This is a genomic window from Actinokineospora globicatena, from assembly GCF_024171945.1.
In the GTDB taxonomy this organism is placed as follows: domain Bacteria; phylum Actinomycetota; class Actinomycetes; order Mycobacteriales; family Pseudonocardiaceae; genus Actinokineospora; species Actinokineospora globicatena.
The window spans coordinates 117,754-133,646 of sequence record NZ_JAMTCR010000007.1; the positions used below are offsets into that span (position 1 = coordinate 117,754).

The 15,893-nt window shown below is 70.3% G+C and carries 11 protein-coding genes; 7 read left to right on the plus strand and 4 right to left on the minus strand.

Annotation, left to right across the window (positions count from 1 at the left end; genetic code table 11):
- The first annotated feature begins 3 nt into the window (after nt 1-3).
- The 7 genes from LV79_RS31710 (at nt 4) to LV79_RS31740 (ending at nt 10,769) form a co-directional block, all read left to right on the plus strand.
- Entirely contained in the window at nt 4-1,965 is a 1,962-nt protein-coding gene (locus tag LV79_RS31710) for a tetratricopeptide repeat protein (protein WP_253841994.1), read from the plus strand.
- A gap of 199 nt (nt 1,966-2,164) precedes the next feature.
- Nucleotides 2,165-3,838: a condensation domain-containing protein gene (locus LV79_RS31715; RefSeq protein ID WP_253841995.1), complete on the plus strand. Its 1,674-nt coding sequence runs from the start codon at nt 2,165-2,167 to the stop codon at nt 3,836-3,838.
- Between the two features lie 69 nt (nt 3,839-3,907).
- Nucleotides 3,908-6,418 carry a LuxR C-terminal-related transcriptional regulator gene (locus LV79_RS31720; RefSeq protein ID WP_253841996.1) on the plus strand — a complete coding sequence of 837 codons (2,511 nt, stop codon included), beginning with the start codon at nt 3,908-3,910 and terminating at the stop codon, nt 6,416-6,418.
- Between the two features lie 131 nt (nt 6,419-6,549).
- On the plus strand, nt 6,550-7,839 hold the full coding sequence (locus LV79_RS31725; protein ID WP_253841997.1) for an MFS transporter: 1,290 nt from the start codon (nt 6,550-6,552) through the stop codon (nt 7,837-7,839).
- Between the two features lie 2 nt (nt 7,840-7,841).
- Nucleotides 7,842-8,501: a response regulator transcription factor gene (locus LV79_RS31730; protein WP_253841998.1), complete on the plus strand. Its 660-nt coding sequence runs from the start codon at nt 7,842-7,844 to the stop codon at nt 8,499-8,501.
- A gap of 1 nt (nt 8,502) precedes the next feature.
- Complete coding sequence (locus tag LV79_RS31735) at nt 8,503-9,843, plus strand: sensor histidine kinase (protein WP_253841999.1); 1,341 nt, start codon at nt 8,503-8,505, stop codon at nt 9,841-9,843.
- Complete coding sequence (locus LV79_RS31740; RefSeq protein ID WP_301322084.1) at nt 9,843-10,769, plus strand: TAXI family TRAP transporter solute-binding subunit; 927 nt, start codon at nt 9,843-9,845, stop codon at nt 10,767-10,769. Before LV79_RS31735 ends, LV79_RS31740 begins: the two co-directional genes overlap by 1 nt.
- Nucleotides 10,770-10,772: 3 nt before the next feature.
- Here the strand turns inward: LV79_RS31740 and LV79_RS31745 are convergent, their stop codons facing one another.
- The 4 genes from LV79_RS31745 to LV79_RS31760 all read right to left on the minus strand — a co-directional run bounded on the left by LV79_RS31745 (nt 10,773) and on the right by LV79_RS31760 (nt 15,893).
- Nucleotides 10,773-11,225, minus strand: a complete 453-nt coding sequence (locus LV79_RS31745; RefSeq protein WP_253842001.1) for a DnaJ family domain-containing protein — start codon at nt 11,223-11,225, stop codon at nt 10,773-10,775.
- The gene (locus LV79_RS31750) at nt 11,222-12,541 is read right to left on the minus strand and encodes a class-II fumarase/aspartase family protein (protein ID WP_253842002.1); all 1,320 of its coding nucleotides are present in this window, start codon (nt 12,539-12,541) and stop codon (nt 11,222-11,224) included. The genes LV79_RS31745 and LV79_RS31750 overlap by 4 nt, the downstream gene beginning before the upstream one ends.
- 8 nt (nt 12,542-12,549) lie before the next feature.
- On the minus strand, nt 12,550-14,367 hold the full coding sequence (locus tag LV79_RS31755) for an FAD/NAD(P)-binding protein (protein ID WP_253842003.1): 1,818 nt from the start codon (nt 14,365-14,367) through the stop codon (nt 12,550-12,552).
- Between the two features lie 119 nt (nt 14,368-14,486).
- Nucleotides 14,487-15,893 carry a condensation domain-containing protein gene (locus LV79_RS31760; RefSeq protein ID WP_253842091.1) on the minus strand — a complete coding sequence of 469 codons (1,407 nt, stop codon included), beginning with the start codon at nt 15,891-15,893 and terminating at the stop codon, nt 14,487-14,489.

The following is a 15,893-nucleotide window of genomic DNA, read 5'->3' on the forward strand; positions in this document are numbered from 1 at the left end:
GGGGTGCGCAAGTGGCTGAAGCTGATCACGGGCGGCGGCGCGGTGCGTCAACAAGCCGAGTCAAAGCCCACGAACACGACGAGGGCTGACCCAGGCGAGGTGGCGAACACCATCGAGGGTGGGATCTCGGGGTCAAACCTTGTGCAGGCCGGGACCATCGGCGGGGATGTGGTGCCCGGGCAGAAGGTGACCGGAGCGAACGCGCTGGTGGTCGGCCAGGTAGTGCTACCTGCTCCAGTAGTACCGGCGATGGAGTCGGTGTCGGCGCCACGGTCGGCTGGTTCGGTTCCCGCAGCCGGGTTGTTCGTGGGCCGGTCGACCGAGTTGGCGCGGCTGGACGCGGTCGTGGGGCAGTCGCGTCGGGCTGTGGTGGTCGCGGTGCACGGCTTGGGCGGGGTCGGGAAGTCGACCCTGGCAGCGCGGTTCGCTGAGGTTCGGGCGGATCAGTACTCGTTCGTGTGGTGGGTCGTGGCGGACTCCCCGACGGCGTTGGACGCGGGCTTGGCACAGGTGTCGGCGGCGGTAGCGCCGGAGACCTGGGCGTTGCCGGTCGAGGAGCGCGTCGAGCTGGGACTGCGGTGGTTGGCGTCGCACGAGGACTGGCTGCTGGTGCTCGACAACCTCACCGGACCCGCCGACGTGGCCAGCCTCTTAGAGCGGGTGCGGTCGGGGACCATCGTGATCACCTCGCGTCGTAGCGGTGGCTGGCAGGGCATCGCCGAGACAGTCGCCGTGGACGTGCTGCCCGAGGACGATGCCATCGAGCTACTGACGCGGATCGTCCAAGCGGAGTGGCCGGACGCCGACCTCACCAATGCCAAAGCGCTATGCGCCGAGCTGGGCTGGCTCCCCATAGCGGTCGAACAGGCCGCCGCCTACCTGGGCCAAACCAAGATCACCCCCACCGCGTACCTGGACCTCCTAGCCCGCTACCCCGCGCGCATGTTCGCCACCACCGCCGAGGGCGCAGACGCCACCCGCACCATGGCCCGCGTTTGGCACCTCACCCTGGACCGCCTGTCCGACACCCCTCTCGCCATCGCGATCCTGCAGGTACTCGCCTGGTGGGCCCCCGAATCAATCCCCCGCGACTTCCTCCCGACCACGGCCGACGCCCCCGACATCAACGACGCCCTGGGCAGGCTGTCCGCCTACAGCATGATCACCCTCACCGCCACCACCATCGACATCCACCGCCTGGTCCAAGCCGTCACCCGCACCCCCGACCCGACAGACCCCCACCGCGCTCCCGACGACATCGCCACCGCCCGCGACCTCGCCACCACCATCCTCGCGAACGCGGTGCGCGGGCTTGACCCTCGACTACCGCCAGACTGGCCCAGCTACCAGGCAGTGCTTCCCCATGCGCAGGCGCTCCTTGAGCACACCACCGCTGCGGATGACACCGTCCCCACGTGCCACCTTCTCGCGCACGTCGGCAATTACCTCGGCGGTCAAGGCGATACGACAAGCGCGATTGCCCACCACACCCGGGACGCCCACAGCAGCAATCGCATCCTCGGGCCCGACCACCCAGACACCCTCACCTCACGCAACAACCTCGCCAGCGCCTACCAAACCGCAGGCCAACTCAACCGCGCCATCCCCCTCTACGAACAGACCCTCACCGACCGCCAACGCATCCTCGGACCCGACCACCCAGACACCCTCACCTCACGCAACAACCTCGCCAGCGCCTACCGCGCCGCAGGCCAACTCAAGCGCGCCATCCCGCTCTACGAACAGACCCTCACCGACCGCCAACGCATCCTCGGACCCGACCACCCAGACACCCTCATCTCACGCAACAACCTCGCCTACGCCTACCACGCCGCAGGCCAACTCAAGCACGCCATTGCCCTCCTTGAGGAGGCCCTCGCCACCAGCGAACGCATCCTCGGAGTTGATCACCCCATCACCAGGCTGATCCGGGACAACCTGGCCACTGCGCATCAAGGCGACTAGAGCACCTGCGGCACACGTCCTGGCAAGAAGTCCCCGGCCGACGGGAGGCCAGCCGCGGATGGGGACGGACGGAGCGGGGAGTGGCGGGGTGTTGCGGCGGGTGGGATCGGTCAAGATAGGGGTTTTCCCCCATGTTCGGCGGGGGCCGGCTGCCTAGGGTCCAGCTGGGTCGGTCGCTGGGATGTGAGGGGTGTTGGCCATGGCGGTGCGTCAGTCGGTGGTGGCCACGCTGCCGGTGCGGTTCAGGGGGGCGCGGGGTGGGAGCGGGCCGGTGACGCTCGGGCAGCGCAACGTCCTGCGGTGGCTCGGGACCGATGGGGACCGGTCGGACGTGTTGCCGGTGTTCGTCGAGTTGGCGCCCGAGCACACCGTGGCGGAGGTGGTCGGGGCGCTGGGGGTGTTGGTCGCGCGGCACGAGGCGTTGCGGACGACGTTCGTGCTCGAGGACGAGCCGACGCAGCGGGTGTTGGTGGAGGGGGAGGTCGAGCTGCAGGTGCACGAGGCGGCGGGTGAGGACCTGGTGCCGTTCATCGGGGCGCTGGTCTACCAGCAGCTGGGTGTGCCGTTCGACGTGGTGAACGGGTTGCCGCTGCGGGTGCTGGTGATCACCCAGGGCGATGTGCCCGCCGTGGTCGTACTGCTGTTCTGCCACGTCGCGGTGGACGCGGCGGGGGCGGCGATCGTGGGTGAGCAGTTGCGGGCGCTGCTGGCCGGGCGCGACGACCTGGCCGAGGAGCGCGGGCACCAGCCGCTGGACCAGGCCGAGTGGGAGCAGTCGGAGGTGGGCAGGCGGCGCACCCGGTCGGCCCTGAAGTACTGGGACACCCGGTTGCGGCAGGTCCCGCAGGCGATGTGCGCGCTGCCCCCGCACCCGGCCGGGCACCCGGGCAACCTCGAGCGCCGGATGGTGTCGACGGCGGCCGCGTCGGCGCTGCGGACCATCGTGGGGCGCACGGGCGCCAGTCACTCCAGTGTGGTCCTGGCCGCGTCCGCCGCGCTGCTCGGTGTGCGGACCGCGACCCCGGACGGCGTGATCGTGTCCATCTGCGGCAACCGGTTCCGGTCGGCTTGGCGTGAGTACGTGGGTCCGCTCGCGCAGGACGCGTTGGTCCCGTTCACGCTCGACGAGAACGCCACCTTCGACGACGTGGTCCGCCAGGTGCAGACGACGACCATCAACGCTTACCGCTACGCACAGTTCGACTCGGTAGAGCTGTGGGAGGTCATCGACGCGGTCAGCCGTGAGCGTGGCACTTACTTCCACCGCGACGCGGTCTTCAACGACCTCGGTGCGACGACAGCGTCAGCGGCGGTCAACGCGCCAGAGGACCCGGTGGCGGCTCTTGCGGACACGACCATAGAGCCCATGCCGGACCGCACGCTCCCTACGGCGTTCCTGTTGACTCTAGGTGGTGTGAGCGACACCGCCGCCGACATCCGGCTGCATGTAGACACCTCCCGCTTCCCTGCCGACGAGGTCGACTCGGTGCTCTTGTCGCTAGAGCGGCTGTTGGTGACCGCGGCGACCGGTCAGGTGAGGGTGCGTGACATCGGCGCGGTGACCGGGGTGGCGCCGGTGGTGCGCGACGAGCCGTGGCAGCGCGTCGACTCGTCCTGGGTGGACCCGCGCGAGGTCATCGCCGCCGTGGCCGAGGCGGCCGGGGGTGCGCCGGTGGAGGTGGAGGTCGAGGACGACCGGATCACCGCGCGGGTGGCTGATCCGGACGCGTCGCCCGACGCGCTGCACGCCGCGGTGCTGGCCGGGTTGGCCAGTCGTCCGGGGGCGATGGCCCCGCACGACTATGTGATCCACGACATCCAGGGGCACGTTCTGCGGGTCGGTTCGGGCCGTCCGACCGGTGCGGACGATTAACCCGGTAACCTAAGATCGACAATCGACACGGCGATTCCGCCTTTCGATTAGCGATTCTGGGGGTGGCGGATGGGCGGACCCGCTCGCGAGCCCCTCGCCGGTCGCGAGCAGGAACTTTCCGCACTCCAGCGGTCACTCGACGCGCTGGTCACCGGGCAGTCACTGGTGGTGGCGGTGCACGGCGAGCCGGGAATCGGCAAAACCCGGCTGCTCGCCGAACTGGCCGCCGACGCCGATTCCGCCGGGATCGGGGTGCGATTCGCCGAGGTGTCTCGATCCCCGAGCGAACGGATCTCCGAGCATTGTCCGTCGGTGCTGGTGATTGACGACGCGCATGCCCTGAATGGGGCGGAATGGCTGGAGTCGCTGCTCCGGGTGCCGCCGTCCGGCCCGGTGCTGGTGGCCCTGGCCTACCGGGACGGCTGCCAGTGGCTGCCCGCCGCGCTGGCCCGGTCGCCGTGGCAGGTGACGCGGTTGTCCCCCGGACCGTTGGACACCTCCGCCGTCGCCGCGCTGATGCCCGGTACGCCTAGGCACGTGTGTAGCCAGCTAGTCGCGGCCAGCGGGGGTAACCCTCTCTACTTGTCGGCGCTGTCAGGCGTATCGCCGGAGGTAGTGCTGTCCGCGATAGACCCACGTGGACTCGGGGAGACTCCCCTGCCGGACGCGGTGCTCGCCGTCGCCGCGAGCGAGGTGCTCGCTCTGAACGAGATCCAGCGAGAGGTCGCGTACGCGGTCGCGGCGTCAGGGGCTCCTGCGGATCTCGACGTCGTGGTCCGAACGTCAGGCCTACCGGAGCCAGCTGTGCTGCGCGCTCTCGACGACCTTGTGGCTACCGGGCTTGTGCGCGCGCATGGCTCGCGTATCGCGTTCCGGCACCCACTGGTCCGGGCCGCCGCGTACCAGTCAGCGGGTGTCACGTGGCGGACCGCCGCGCACCGGCGGGCGGGTGAGTACCTCCGCGCCAAGGGTGGACCACTCCCCCTCCAGGCCTTCCACGCGGCCCGCGCCGCCACCTACGGTGACGTCGCCGCGGCATCGACCCTCGCTAGCGCGGCCGAGGTGGTACTCGACTCCGCGCCCGGCACCGCCGCGAAGTGGGTGGATCGCGCGATCCAGCTACTGCCGCACGGCGCCGGCAAGCGTCTCGTGCCACTGCTGGGTCGCGCGCTAGGACTCGGCGGCGATCTCACCCGCGCGCGGGACGTACTGCACCAAGCGTTAGCCGCAACGGACGAGCCGGAGGTAGTCCTAGCCTGCGCCCGCACGGAACGCCTGTTGGGCCGGTACACCGAGGCAGAGGCTCTACTGGCTAGGACCAGCGCGCCAGGGGCCGCCGCCGAACGTGCCGCGATCGCTGCGCTGCTCAGTGACACAACCTGCGTAGACCATGCGAAGCAGGCCATCGCCGAGGGCGACGAGGTGGCTGGGCACGTGCTGCTGGCGCTGGGGTCGGTGCGCGCGGGTCAGTCGAACGTGGACGGGGGCACGCACTGGCCCGCGGTCCGGTTGGTGGACGGTCTGCCGGACGCCGTGGTCGGCGATCACTTGGCGGCACTGGCCTGGGTGGAGCTGGCGCTGGACCGGTCCGCCGAGGCCGCCCGGCACGTGCGGCGGGGCTTGGACATCGCGCGCGGGACCGGACGACGGTCGAGCGTACCGGAGCTGTTGGCTGTGGACGCGGCGCTGGCGCTGCGATCCGGGCATCTGGACCGGGTCCGCACCAGCTGCGAGGAGGCGCGCGCGGTCGCGACGGCCATGGGCAGCGCGGAGTTGGCGGCGTTGGCCTCGGCGGTAGAGCTGTCAGCGGTGTTGTGGCAGAGCGGCCCGGAGGAGGCTCTAGCGTCGGTTCCCGCGCCCCGGTCACCGTGGTGGTCCGAGATCGCGGGTCTTGCGGTCGCAGAGGCCTACCTGGCGGCGGGTGACTTCGCGGCGTGCGCGCGGCACATCGCGGACACGGTTGGTGCGGACCTGAGTCGGGCGAGCGGCTGGGATCAGGGCACTTGGGCGGCCCACCTCGCGGTCGCGCTCGTCGGACTTGACCGGGTAGATGAAGCGGCCGGGTTCGCTGAGGAGGCAGTGGCGCGAGAGAGCGCTATCGGGCACTTCGCCCGGTCGCACGTGTTCGCCGCGATGGGCCGGTCTTCAGCGGCCCGCGACGAGGCTGCGCGCGCGATCACCGGTGGGCCGGTCCGACAGGCGCGGGCACGTGAGCTGCTGGCCGAGCATCTAGCCGCAGGAGGCGATCTGGCCACCGCGCGTATCGAGCTGGGCAGGGCCAAGGAGGGCTACCTCGCTTGTGGGGCGACATGGCTGTCGACGCGAGTCAGGCTTACCGAGACCAGGTTGGGCGCACGGGCGCCGCGCTCTCGGAGTCCACACGGGACCGTTGAGGCACTCTCCGGCCGCGAGTTGGAGATCGCCGAGTTGGTGGCGTCCGGTCTGACCAACCGTGAGGTGGCGACCCAGCTGTTCCTGAGCCGGAAGACCGTGGAGGGGCACCTCGCGCGCGTGTTCACCAAGCTGGGTGTGAAGTCGCGGATGGGTGTCGCGCAGCGTCTCGCCGCGCGCTCGTCCTGACTTCTTCAGAGGTCCCGTCGCTCTAAGAGACTGTGTCGCCCTAAGGGACTGTAAGGTTGCCGCGCGACGCCTTGTCGACCGATGACTACTCCCCGCACTGTGGTCCCGATCACTGATCCACGGGAGGGGACATGGCAGTCACGGAGCGGGCCGCGGACCGGCGGGTGGTGTCGAACATCGCCAAGGGGTCCATCGGCAATCTGATCGAGTGGTACGACTGGTACGCCTACACCGCGTTCTCGATCTACTTCGCGTCGACGTTCTTCCCCAAGGGCGACCAGACGGCGCAGTGGCTGAACACGGCGGCGGTGTTCGCGGTCGGGTTCCTGATGCGGCCGATCGGGGGATGGCTGCTGGGGCGGTTCGCGGATCGGTTCGGGCGGCGGTTGGCGCTAACGACGTCGGTGACGCTGATGGCGCTGGGGTCGCTGATGATCGCGCTGACCCCCGGGTACGCCACGATCGGGGTGGCCGCACCGATCCTCTTGGTGTTGGCGCGGCTGTTGCAGGGGTTGTCCGTGGGCGGCGAGTACGCCACCTCCGCGACCTACCTGTCGGAGATGGCCTCTAGCGGCCGTCGGGGGTTCTTCTCGAGCTTCCAGTACGTGACGCTCACGGCCGGTCAGCTCACCGCGCTCGGGTTGCAGATCGTGCTCCAGAACGTGTTGACGCCCGCGCAGATGGACTCCTGGGGCTGGCGCATCGCGTTCGCTGTGGGAGCGCTCGGGGCTCTAGTGGTCATGTGGCTGCGGCGGACGATGGACGAGTCACCGAGTTTCGAGGCCGAGCGCGGCAACGAGACCCGCGGAACCCTCAAGGCCCTCTTGCGCCATCCGAAGTCGTGTCTGCTGGTGGTGGGTCTTACCCTCGGCGGCACGGTCGCCTTCTATACGTACACGACATACCTGCAGAAGTTCATGGTGAACACCAGCCACATCAACAAGGGCACCGTGGCGTGGATCAACTTCCTGGCTCTAGTCGTGTTCGTAGTGCTGCAACCGTTCGCGGGGGCTCTCTCGGACCGGATCGGGCGCAGGCCGTTGCTCCTAGGGTTCGGCGTTCTCGGAACGCTCTGCACGGTGCCCTTGCTGACCGCGCTCGCTGGGACCAGTCAGCCGGTCTACGCGTTCCTGCTCATGCTGGGCGCGCTCGTCATCGTCACCGGGTACACCTCCATCAACGCGGTGGTGAAGGCGGAGTTGTTCCCTACGAACATCCGTGCGCTCGGTGTCGGGTTGCCCTATGCGCTCACGGTGGCCATCTTCGGCGGCACGGCCGAGTACGTCGCGCTGTGGCTCAAGCAGGCCGGGCACGAGTCGGTGTTCTTCTACTACGTGGCGGGCTGTGTGCTGGTCTCGCTCGTGGTCTACTCGGTGATGGGGGAAACCTCGGCCGATTCGCCGCTAGAGGACCGGGACTGACGATGCGCGTGCTGCTGGTCGAGGACGACGACGGGGTGGCCGCTGCGGTCTACGACGTGCTGACCGCGCACGGCCACCCGGTCGAGCGGGTCACCCGGGGCGCCGACGCCCTGATCCGGCACCGCGACGCCGACGTGGTGCTGCTCGACCTGGGGCTCCCCGACATCCACGGGCTGGAGGTGCTGCGCAAGCTCCGCAGGCTCGCCACGACCCCGGTGGTGGTGATGACCGCGCACGGCGACGAGCGGACCGTCGTGCGCGGCCTGCGCCTCGGCGCCGACGACTACCTGGTCAAGCCGGTCCGGCTGATCGAACTGCTGGCCAGGATCGAGGCGGTGACCAGGCGCGCGCTGGCGGCGGAGGGCACCCGCCCCGGTCTGGTGGAGGTCGATGACGTGGTGGTGGACCTGGACGCGCGGCGGGTGTCGGTGGCGGGCGAGGTGGTGGCGCTGACGAACCTGGAGTTCGAGGTCCTGGCCGTGCTGGTCCGCCACGCCGGGATCGCGGTGAGCAGGCAGCAGCTGCTCGACGAGGTGTGGGGCGACGCCTACCTGGCGGTGTCGCGGTCGCTGGACGTGCACCTGGCGGCGCTGCGGGCGAAGCTGGGGCGGCCCGACCTGGTGCGCACGATCCGCGGTTTCGGCTACCGACTGGGCACCTGAGGTGCGCAGGCGCCTGCTGCTGGCGTTGCTCGGGATGGCGCTCGCGGCGCTGGCCGGGTTCGCCGGTCCGCTGCTGCACAGCACCTCCGCCGAGCGCACCCAGCGGTTCGTGCTCGGTCGCACCGCGGACCTGGACAGGTTCGCGGAGCTGGCGGCGGCCGGGGGTGACCGGTTGATCGCCGAGGTCCGCGCGCACGTCGACCTCTATGGCGACGCGGTGGTGGTGATCGATGCGCGCCGCACGCCGGTACTGGACTCGGGCATGCGTGCCGACGAGCCCGCGGTGAAGGCAGCGCTAGATGCCGCGTTACGTAACCAGCCCGCGTCAGTGCCACCGGACGTGTTGCCTTGGTCGTCCGGGCCGGTGTTGTTCGCGCGACCGGTTGGCAGTGGCACACGTGTGACTGGAGCGGTCGCGTTGCGATCCACTGTGGATCGTGCGGCCGCCGATGTGGGGGCCTCGTGGGGCATTGTGTTGACGGGACTTGTAGGTGCGGCTCTTGCGTTTGTGGCGTTGGCGTTGCTCTTAGCCCGCTGGGTGTTGCGACCGGTGGCGGAGCTAGAGCGCGGTGTGCGGGCGGTCGGTGGGGGTTCGCCGGGGGCGCACGTGTCGCCCGCGTCGGGTCCGCCGGAGTTGCGCGGGTTGGCGGCGTCGTTCAACCGGATGTCGGACGCGGTGGCGGAGTCGGCGCACCGACAGCGCGCGCTGGTGGCGGACACGTCGCACCAGTTGCGCAACCCGCTGGCGGCGTTGCGGCTGCGGATGGACTCGCTGGCCGGGCGGATGTCGGCGGAGGCGGTGCCCGCGTACTCGTCGATGGTCGCAGAACTGGACCGGTTGGAGTCGCTGCTGGACTCGATGCTCTTGTTGGCATCGGCGGACACAGCGGCAACTGAGCTAGCGGCAGGTGTCGACGCTAGATGCGACGCGGGGACAGTAGCGAAAGACAGGGTCGACTCGTGGTTGCCTGCTGCTGAGCGTGCGGGGGTGACGGTGGTGGAGGAGATCTCGTGTGTCCCGGTGGCGTGCTCGGAGTCGGACCTGGCGCAGGTGCTGGATGTGTTGCTGGACAACGCCATCAAGTACGCGCCGGGTGGGACTGTTCGCGTGTCAGTGCTACCGGGGGTCGTTAGGGTTACCGACGATGGTCCTGGGGTCAGCTCAGAGGACTTGCCTAGGCTTACCGACCGCTTCTGGCGTGCGTCCGGTTCGGCTCCTGGGTCGGGTCTTGGGCTAGCGATCGCTCACCGATTGGTCACTGCTTACGGTGGTGAGTTGCGGATCAACCACGCGGAGCCTCGCGGGTTGGCGGTGACGGTAGAACTTCCGGGAGGGGCGTGATGCTGTCTCGACGCGGGTTCCTTCTTGGAGCGCTAGGGGCGGTCGGGTGCTCTTACACCGGACCTAGCGGGCGGGTCCGGATCGCCGCTGGGGAGGCGGGCGGGTTCTATGTCGAGTTCGCCCGGCTGCTGGCTGGGGAGATGAACGCGGTAGAGCCGGAGCTACGGGTCGAGGTGGTGGAGACGTTGGGGAGCGTCATGAACATCTCTCGGATCGCGGCCGGTGAGGCGGAGTTGGCCTTGGTGCTGGCGGACACCCTGGCCGCGGCGCGCTCCGGGACCGCGCCGTTCACGTCGCCTCTAGAGCTGACCGCGCTCGGGCGGGTCTACGAGAACTACATGCAACTCGTCGTCCGCGCCGATAGCCCTATCCGCACGCTGTCAGACCTATCTGGCCAGCACGTGTCTCTAGGCGCCTCTGGCTCCGGGGCCGCCCTCTTCGGCTCGCGCTTGGTCACGTCCGCCGCGGTACCGGTTGTCGCTGACCATCACCCCTTGGCCGAGGCAACCTCCGCCCTAGGCACCGGCCGCGTCCAAGCCCTCTTGTGGTCCGGCGGCCTACCCACTCCCGCCCTGACCGACCTCGATACCGATATCGGCATCCGCCTACTGGACCTGGCCTCTTACATCCCCATGCTGCGTACCCTCTATGGCCCCGTCTATGACCAAGTGACCATCCCCGGCGGCACCTACCGCGACCCCAACCCCGTCACCACCATCGGCGTCCCCAACCTCTTAGTCCCCGCTCCTTCCCTCCCCACCCCCACTATCCGCACAACCGTCCAAGTCCTAGTCGACCGAGCCACCCACCTAGTCCCCCAACAAGCCCTAGGCACCCAATACCTCGACGCCCGCTCCCTCATCGACACCGTCCCCGCCCCTCTACACCCCGCCGCGGCCGCCACCTACCGCACCCTCCACGGCTAACCGCTACCTGCGACGCCACCAAGGCCGTTTTGCCGGAGGGACAGGAGGAGTAGGGGGAGGTGGGGGGCGGGTGGCGTGCCAGGTGGTGACGGTCTCGTCCTCGTCCACCAGCGGGACGATGAAGTGGGTGTCTTGGCCGTTGCGCATCCAGGTTCGGATGCGGGTGTTGAGGTCGGCTACCGCTTCGCGGACTACGCGTTCGGTGGGGGCGGTGCGGAGGGTGTCGGGGAGGCGTTCTATTTCGCGGCGGAGGCGGAGGGGTTCGGGGAGGAGGGCTTCGGTTTCGAGGCCTTCGCGGCGGAGGTAGGCGGTGAGCCAGGCTTGGGGGTCGTGGAGGTTCGGGAGGGGTTTGCCCGCGCCGGGGAGGTTGTCGAAGTCGCCGCGGTTGGCGGCTTCGGTGATCTGGGCCTCGACCCACGACTCCGGGCTGACGCCTGGGGGTTTGCGCCTGGTCACGTGCGGGGGCGCGCTAGGGCCCTGTCGATGAGGGCGTCGGTGGCGCCGAGGTAGGCGGCCGGGTCCAGGAGGGCGTCGACGTCGACGGAGGCGAGTTCGGGGGCGGCGCGGAGGGCGGCGGAGAAGTCCGCGGAGCGGGAGAGGCGGGCCAGCAGCTTCTTGGCCTCGACCTTGCCCAGGACCGGCGCGAGGGCGACGTTCAACCGCTCGGACACGATGGTCCCGCCGGTCAGCGCCAGGTTCTCGCGCAGCCGGGCCGGGAAGACCTCCAGCCCCTCCGCCAGTTCCGCGGCGGTCGCGGCGGCCCCGCCCAGGCACCGGAGCAGCTCACGCAGCGGCTGCCACTCCGCGTGCCACGCGCCCGGAGCGCGCTCGTCCTCGGCGATCATCGACTGGGCCAGCACCGTCGCGTACAGCGGGACCTGCCGGGCGGCGGCCATCACCAGCGTCGCCAGCACCGGGTTGCGCTTCTGCGGCATCGCCGACGAGACGCCCCGGCCCTCGGCGGACGGTTCGACGACCTCGCCGACCTCCGTGCGGGACATGCCCTGCACGTCCAGCGCGAACTTCCCCAGCGCACCGGTGACCACTGTGGCCGCCGAGCCGATGTCCACGAACGGCGTGCGCAGCGCGTGCCACGGCACAACCGCCTCCGGTAGCCCTAGCACCGACGCGAACTCGGCGCTCAGTACCACCCCGTGCCCCGGATCCCCCGCGTACTCCACATAGGACGCGAGCGTCCCCGCCGCTCCACCAAGCTGAGCAGGTAGCACTACCGCGCGCACCCGGTCCAGCCCGTCTAGAACCGACGACAGCCACCCTGCCGCCTTGAGCCCGAACGTCACCGGCACCGCGTGCTGCGTCAGCGTCCTCCCGGCCATCACCGTGCCGCGGTGCTCGTCGGCGAGCCGGGCCAGTGCCTCCGCGACGCGCAACAGGTCGCGCTGCACCACGGCGAACACGCGCCGGGTGATCAGCATGGCCGCCGTGTCCAAGATGTCCTGGCTGGTGCTGCCGCGGTGGACGTACTCGCGGGCGTCCTCGGGCACGCACGCAGTGAACGCCGTGACAAAAGCCACGATCGGGTTAGCGCCGCCCCGGGAGCGCACGGCCAGGTCGACCACGTCGATGTCGGCGACGGCACCCGCGATGGCGTCGGCCGCTGCCTCCGGGATCACCCCGAACGTGGCCTGCGCGCGGGCCAGGGCCACCTCGACCTCGACCATCGCGGCGACCCACGCCTCGTCGGTCACCAGGTCGGCCGCCTCGGCCCCCGCCCACACCGGGGCGAGCAGGCCGCTGTCGGTACCGGTCACGCAGCTCCTCAGGCCGGACGCGCGACCCGGGGTCGCGCGGCGCTGGTCTCCGCCAACGCCGCCCGGGCGATGGCGTCCGCGTCGGCCAGGATCACCGAGTTCACCCCAGGGCGGATCCCCGCCGCGGTGACCCAGTGCACCGACTCGGTAGGGACACCGTATCCGAACCGGGCCGGGTGGGACGTGCCGTCCGCGCGCAACAGCCGGTACGGGCGGGGTGTCACGGCAAGCCCGCCGGTCTCGACTGCCCCGCACGGATCCGGTATGTGGTAGGGCACGCAGTCGCCGCGCTCGAGCATGGACGCGATAAGAGGGTCGGTCGTCAACCGGATGTCGACCTCCGGTAGCCGTGCCTCCACCAGCGTCGTGCACAGCACACCGGACCCGCCGACCCGAGGTGAGCTCACCAGGAACCCCCGGTCAGCTAGGTCTACCCGCATCCCCGGCCCCACGACGCGCACGACGTCGGCCTCGATCAACGCGACAAGCTCGGCCACGCGGTGAGCGGGCGGCCCGATGGACAGGTACGCGTTAAGCGGGGTGTACCAGCTGTCGAGGTCGTTGCGGTAAGAGGAGCCGGTGATGCCGCCGTGGTCGACCGCGAGTCGGATCTCGTTGCGCATGTCCCGCAACACGTCCAGCGCGGCCTTGACCGGGTCCGTCACGTTCCCGCCCGGCACGTCGGCCCGCAGCAGGTCCACCAACCACGCCGAGAACTCCGCTGGGGACGCGAACCGCCGACCACCGTCCGGGTTCGCGATCGCCGCCCAGTCCCACGGCTCGACCCCGGACTCCTCCACCAGCCCCGGCTCCCCCGCGAGGAACCGCGCGGCGAACTCCTCCCCCGCCTGGGTCCGGTAGTACACAAGCTCGACTTCGCGCGCGACCAACGGCCAGATGTCGTCCCGGAACGACACGGCGGGCCTCGAGCGCAACTCGGCGATCACGTCCACGGTCAGGAACACCGGCTCATGCCGTCCGAACGCGCCCTTCTCGTTCTCCCCGCGCGCGTGATACGGCACACCACGCCGGGACCCGGTGATGATGACCGGCTCTTGCCCCGACGGCACATAGGCCAACGATCCGTCCGCGCGCTCCTTGAACTGGCCGCCTCGGTCGCCGGTAAGCAGGGCCAGGTAGTCGAAGAACGCCAGCCCCATCCCGCGCACCCCGACGACCTCGCCAGGCATGATCGCGGATAGGTCTACCTCGGACGGGTTGGACGGTGGCACATACCCGAGCCCACGGGAGTCCGCGAAATCAGCCAACCGCGACTCGACCGCGCCAAGAGGCATGTCCACGTGCCCTTGCGCCAACACCACAGCCGACAGCCCCGTCACCACGCTGCCGTCGGACAGGGTCACGCACTGCCCATCGGGAAAGTCGTCGACGGCCACAGCGGTAAGGCGGTGCAACCGGACCTCGACGCACGGTGGCGCCGACTGCCGGACGTGGTCGAGGAACCAGTCCAGGTAGTGCCCATAGAACGCCCGCGTGGGGTAGGAGTTCGGAGTCAGCAGGGCGGCCTCGTCCGCGGGTGCCAACCCGCTGACCGCCCACTCATAGAGGCTCGGTCCAGGCCGGATAGGCCCAGCGCAGTCGACCGTGGCGTCGGTGAACATCGAGACCTGGCACGCGATGGTGTTCATCAGCAGCGACGCGGGCTGGCTCGTGGACCACACCCGGCCGCCCCGGCCGACGTGCGGATCAACGACGTGCACGACCAGCGGCCGCACGGCGTTGGCGCACAACCGCTCGACGACGCTGAGGCCGCGCGGGCCCGCGCCGATGACGCAGACCTGCCGAGCCGGGCCAAACCTGTGCATGCGAGCTTCCCGGGGTACGTGGGTGCGGGGGCGGGTCCACCAACGGCCCGCCCCCGCACCGGGGCGTTCAGCGAGCGCGGGTCAGTTCCCGCGCTAGCGCGCGATTCACTTGATCTCGATCATCCGGCACCTCCCTCGCCAGTGTCCGCCCCGACCGCGACGGCGGCCGGGAGCCTGTGCTCGCCCCGCACGCCGGTGGGCGTGTCCGGGGCGAGGGCGGTGCGCACCGCCACCGACTCGATGCCGCGCACGACGGCCTCGGTCTGGGTGGCGGTGAAGTAGCGGGTGTCCACCGACATGGTGAACTCGATCGCGGGCGGCTCGTCGGCGTCGTCGATGTGCAGGTACAGCTTCTGCCTCGGCATCCCCGGCTCGTCCTCCCAGTGCGCCGACGACCGCGACAGCGCCGAGGCCAGTGCCTCCGCCGTCGGGTCCGGCCCAGCCGTCGGCGCCCGGTCGGCGTCGCGGCGGTCGTTGAAGAAGCAGGAGAAGTCGATCGGCTCGCCCCGGTCGGCGACCACCCGGTCGACCACCTCGTCCTGGGCGTCCGGGTCGTAGTAGGCGTGCTTGTAGGCGTTCATCGTGCTGCGGGCCGCCCGGCCGACGGCGTCACCGAGGGTGATGTCGGCGACGTCGATCAGGTAGGGGCTGATCTGCACGATCGTGCTGACCGACTCGGCGAACCCCGGCCGGAACCGGTTGCTCACCATCAGCATCGCCAGCACCGGGTTGCTCGCCCCGGCCCTGGCCAGGGCGACCGCGAAGCAGGCCAGCAGCACCGGCGAGGTGCTGACCCCGGCCCGCCTGGCGATCGCGTCCACGGCCAGCCGGGTGGCGGGCGAGCGGTAGCGGATCATCCGGAAGGTCGGGTCGCGGTGCTCGGTGGGTTCACCGAAGCGCAGCGGCGACACCGTCCGCAGCACGTGTTCGAGGTAGCGCAACGACGCCGCGGACTGGCGCAACGCCGAAGGCCGCCGCTGGGACCGGGCCTGGTCCAGCGGCTGGACGGCGGTGACCGGCGGCAGTGACGCCGGGTCGGCGCTCAACTCCCGGATCAGCACCTCCAGCCCACCGGCGTCCATCGCCAGGTGCAGGTAGACGGCCACCATGTGGGTGATCGCCCCGTCGGCGCGGACGACGGCCATCCGGACCGGGAACTCGTGCTCGTAGTCGAACGGGACGCTCGCGTAGCGCTCCTGCACGGCGGCGGCCACGGCGCCCGGGTCGGACCCGGTCGCGTCGACGACCTCCAGCACGACCTCGCCGGAGTCGACCAGGCTCTGCCGGGGTCGCCCGTCGGTGAACACCAGCCGGGTGCGCAGCGCCTGGTGCCTGCCGACGACCGACGCCAGCGTGGCGGCGACCTGCTCGACGGTGACCCCGGGCGGCAGCGGCGTGAGCCCGCCCATGGTCCTGGACTCGCCGGAGCGGGCGATGGCCTGCCAGATACCGATCTGACCCCAGGTCAGCTCGGCCTCACCGCTGCCATCGCCGCGGAACGGAACGGGGACGCGTTCCACTCGCAT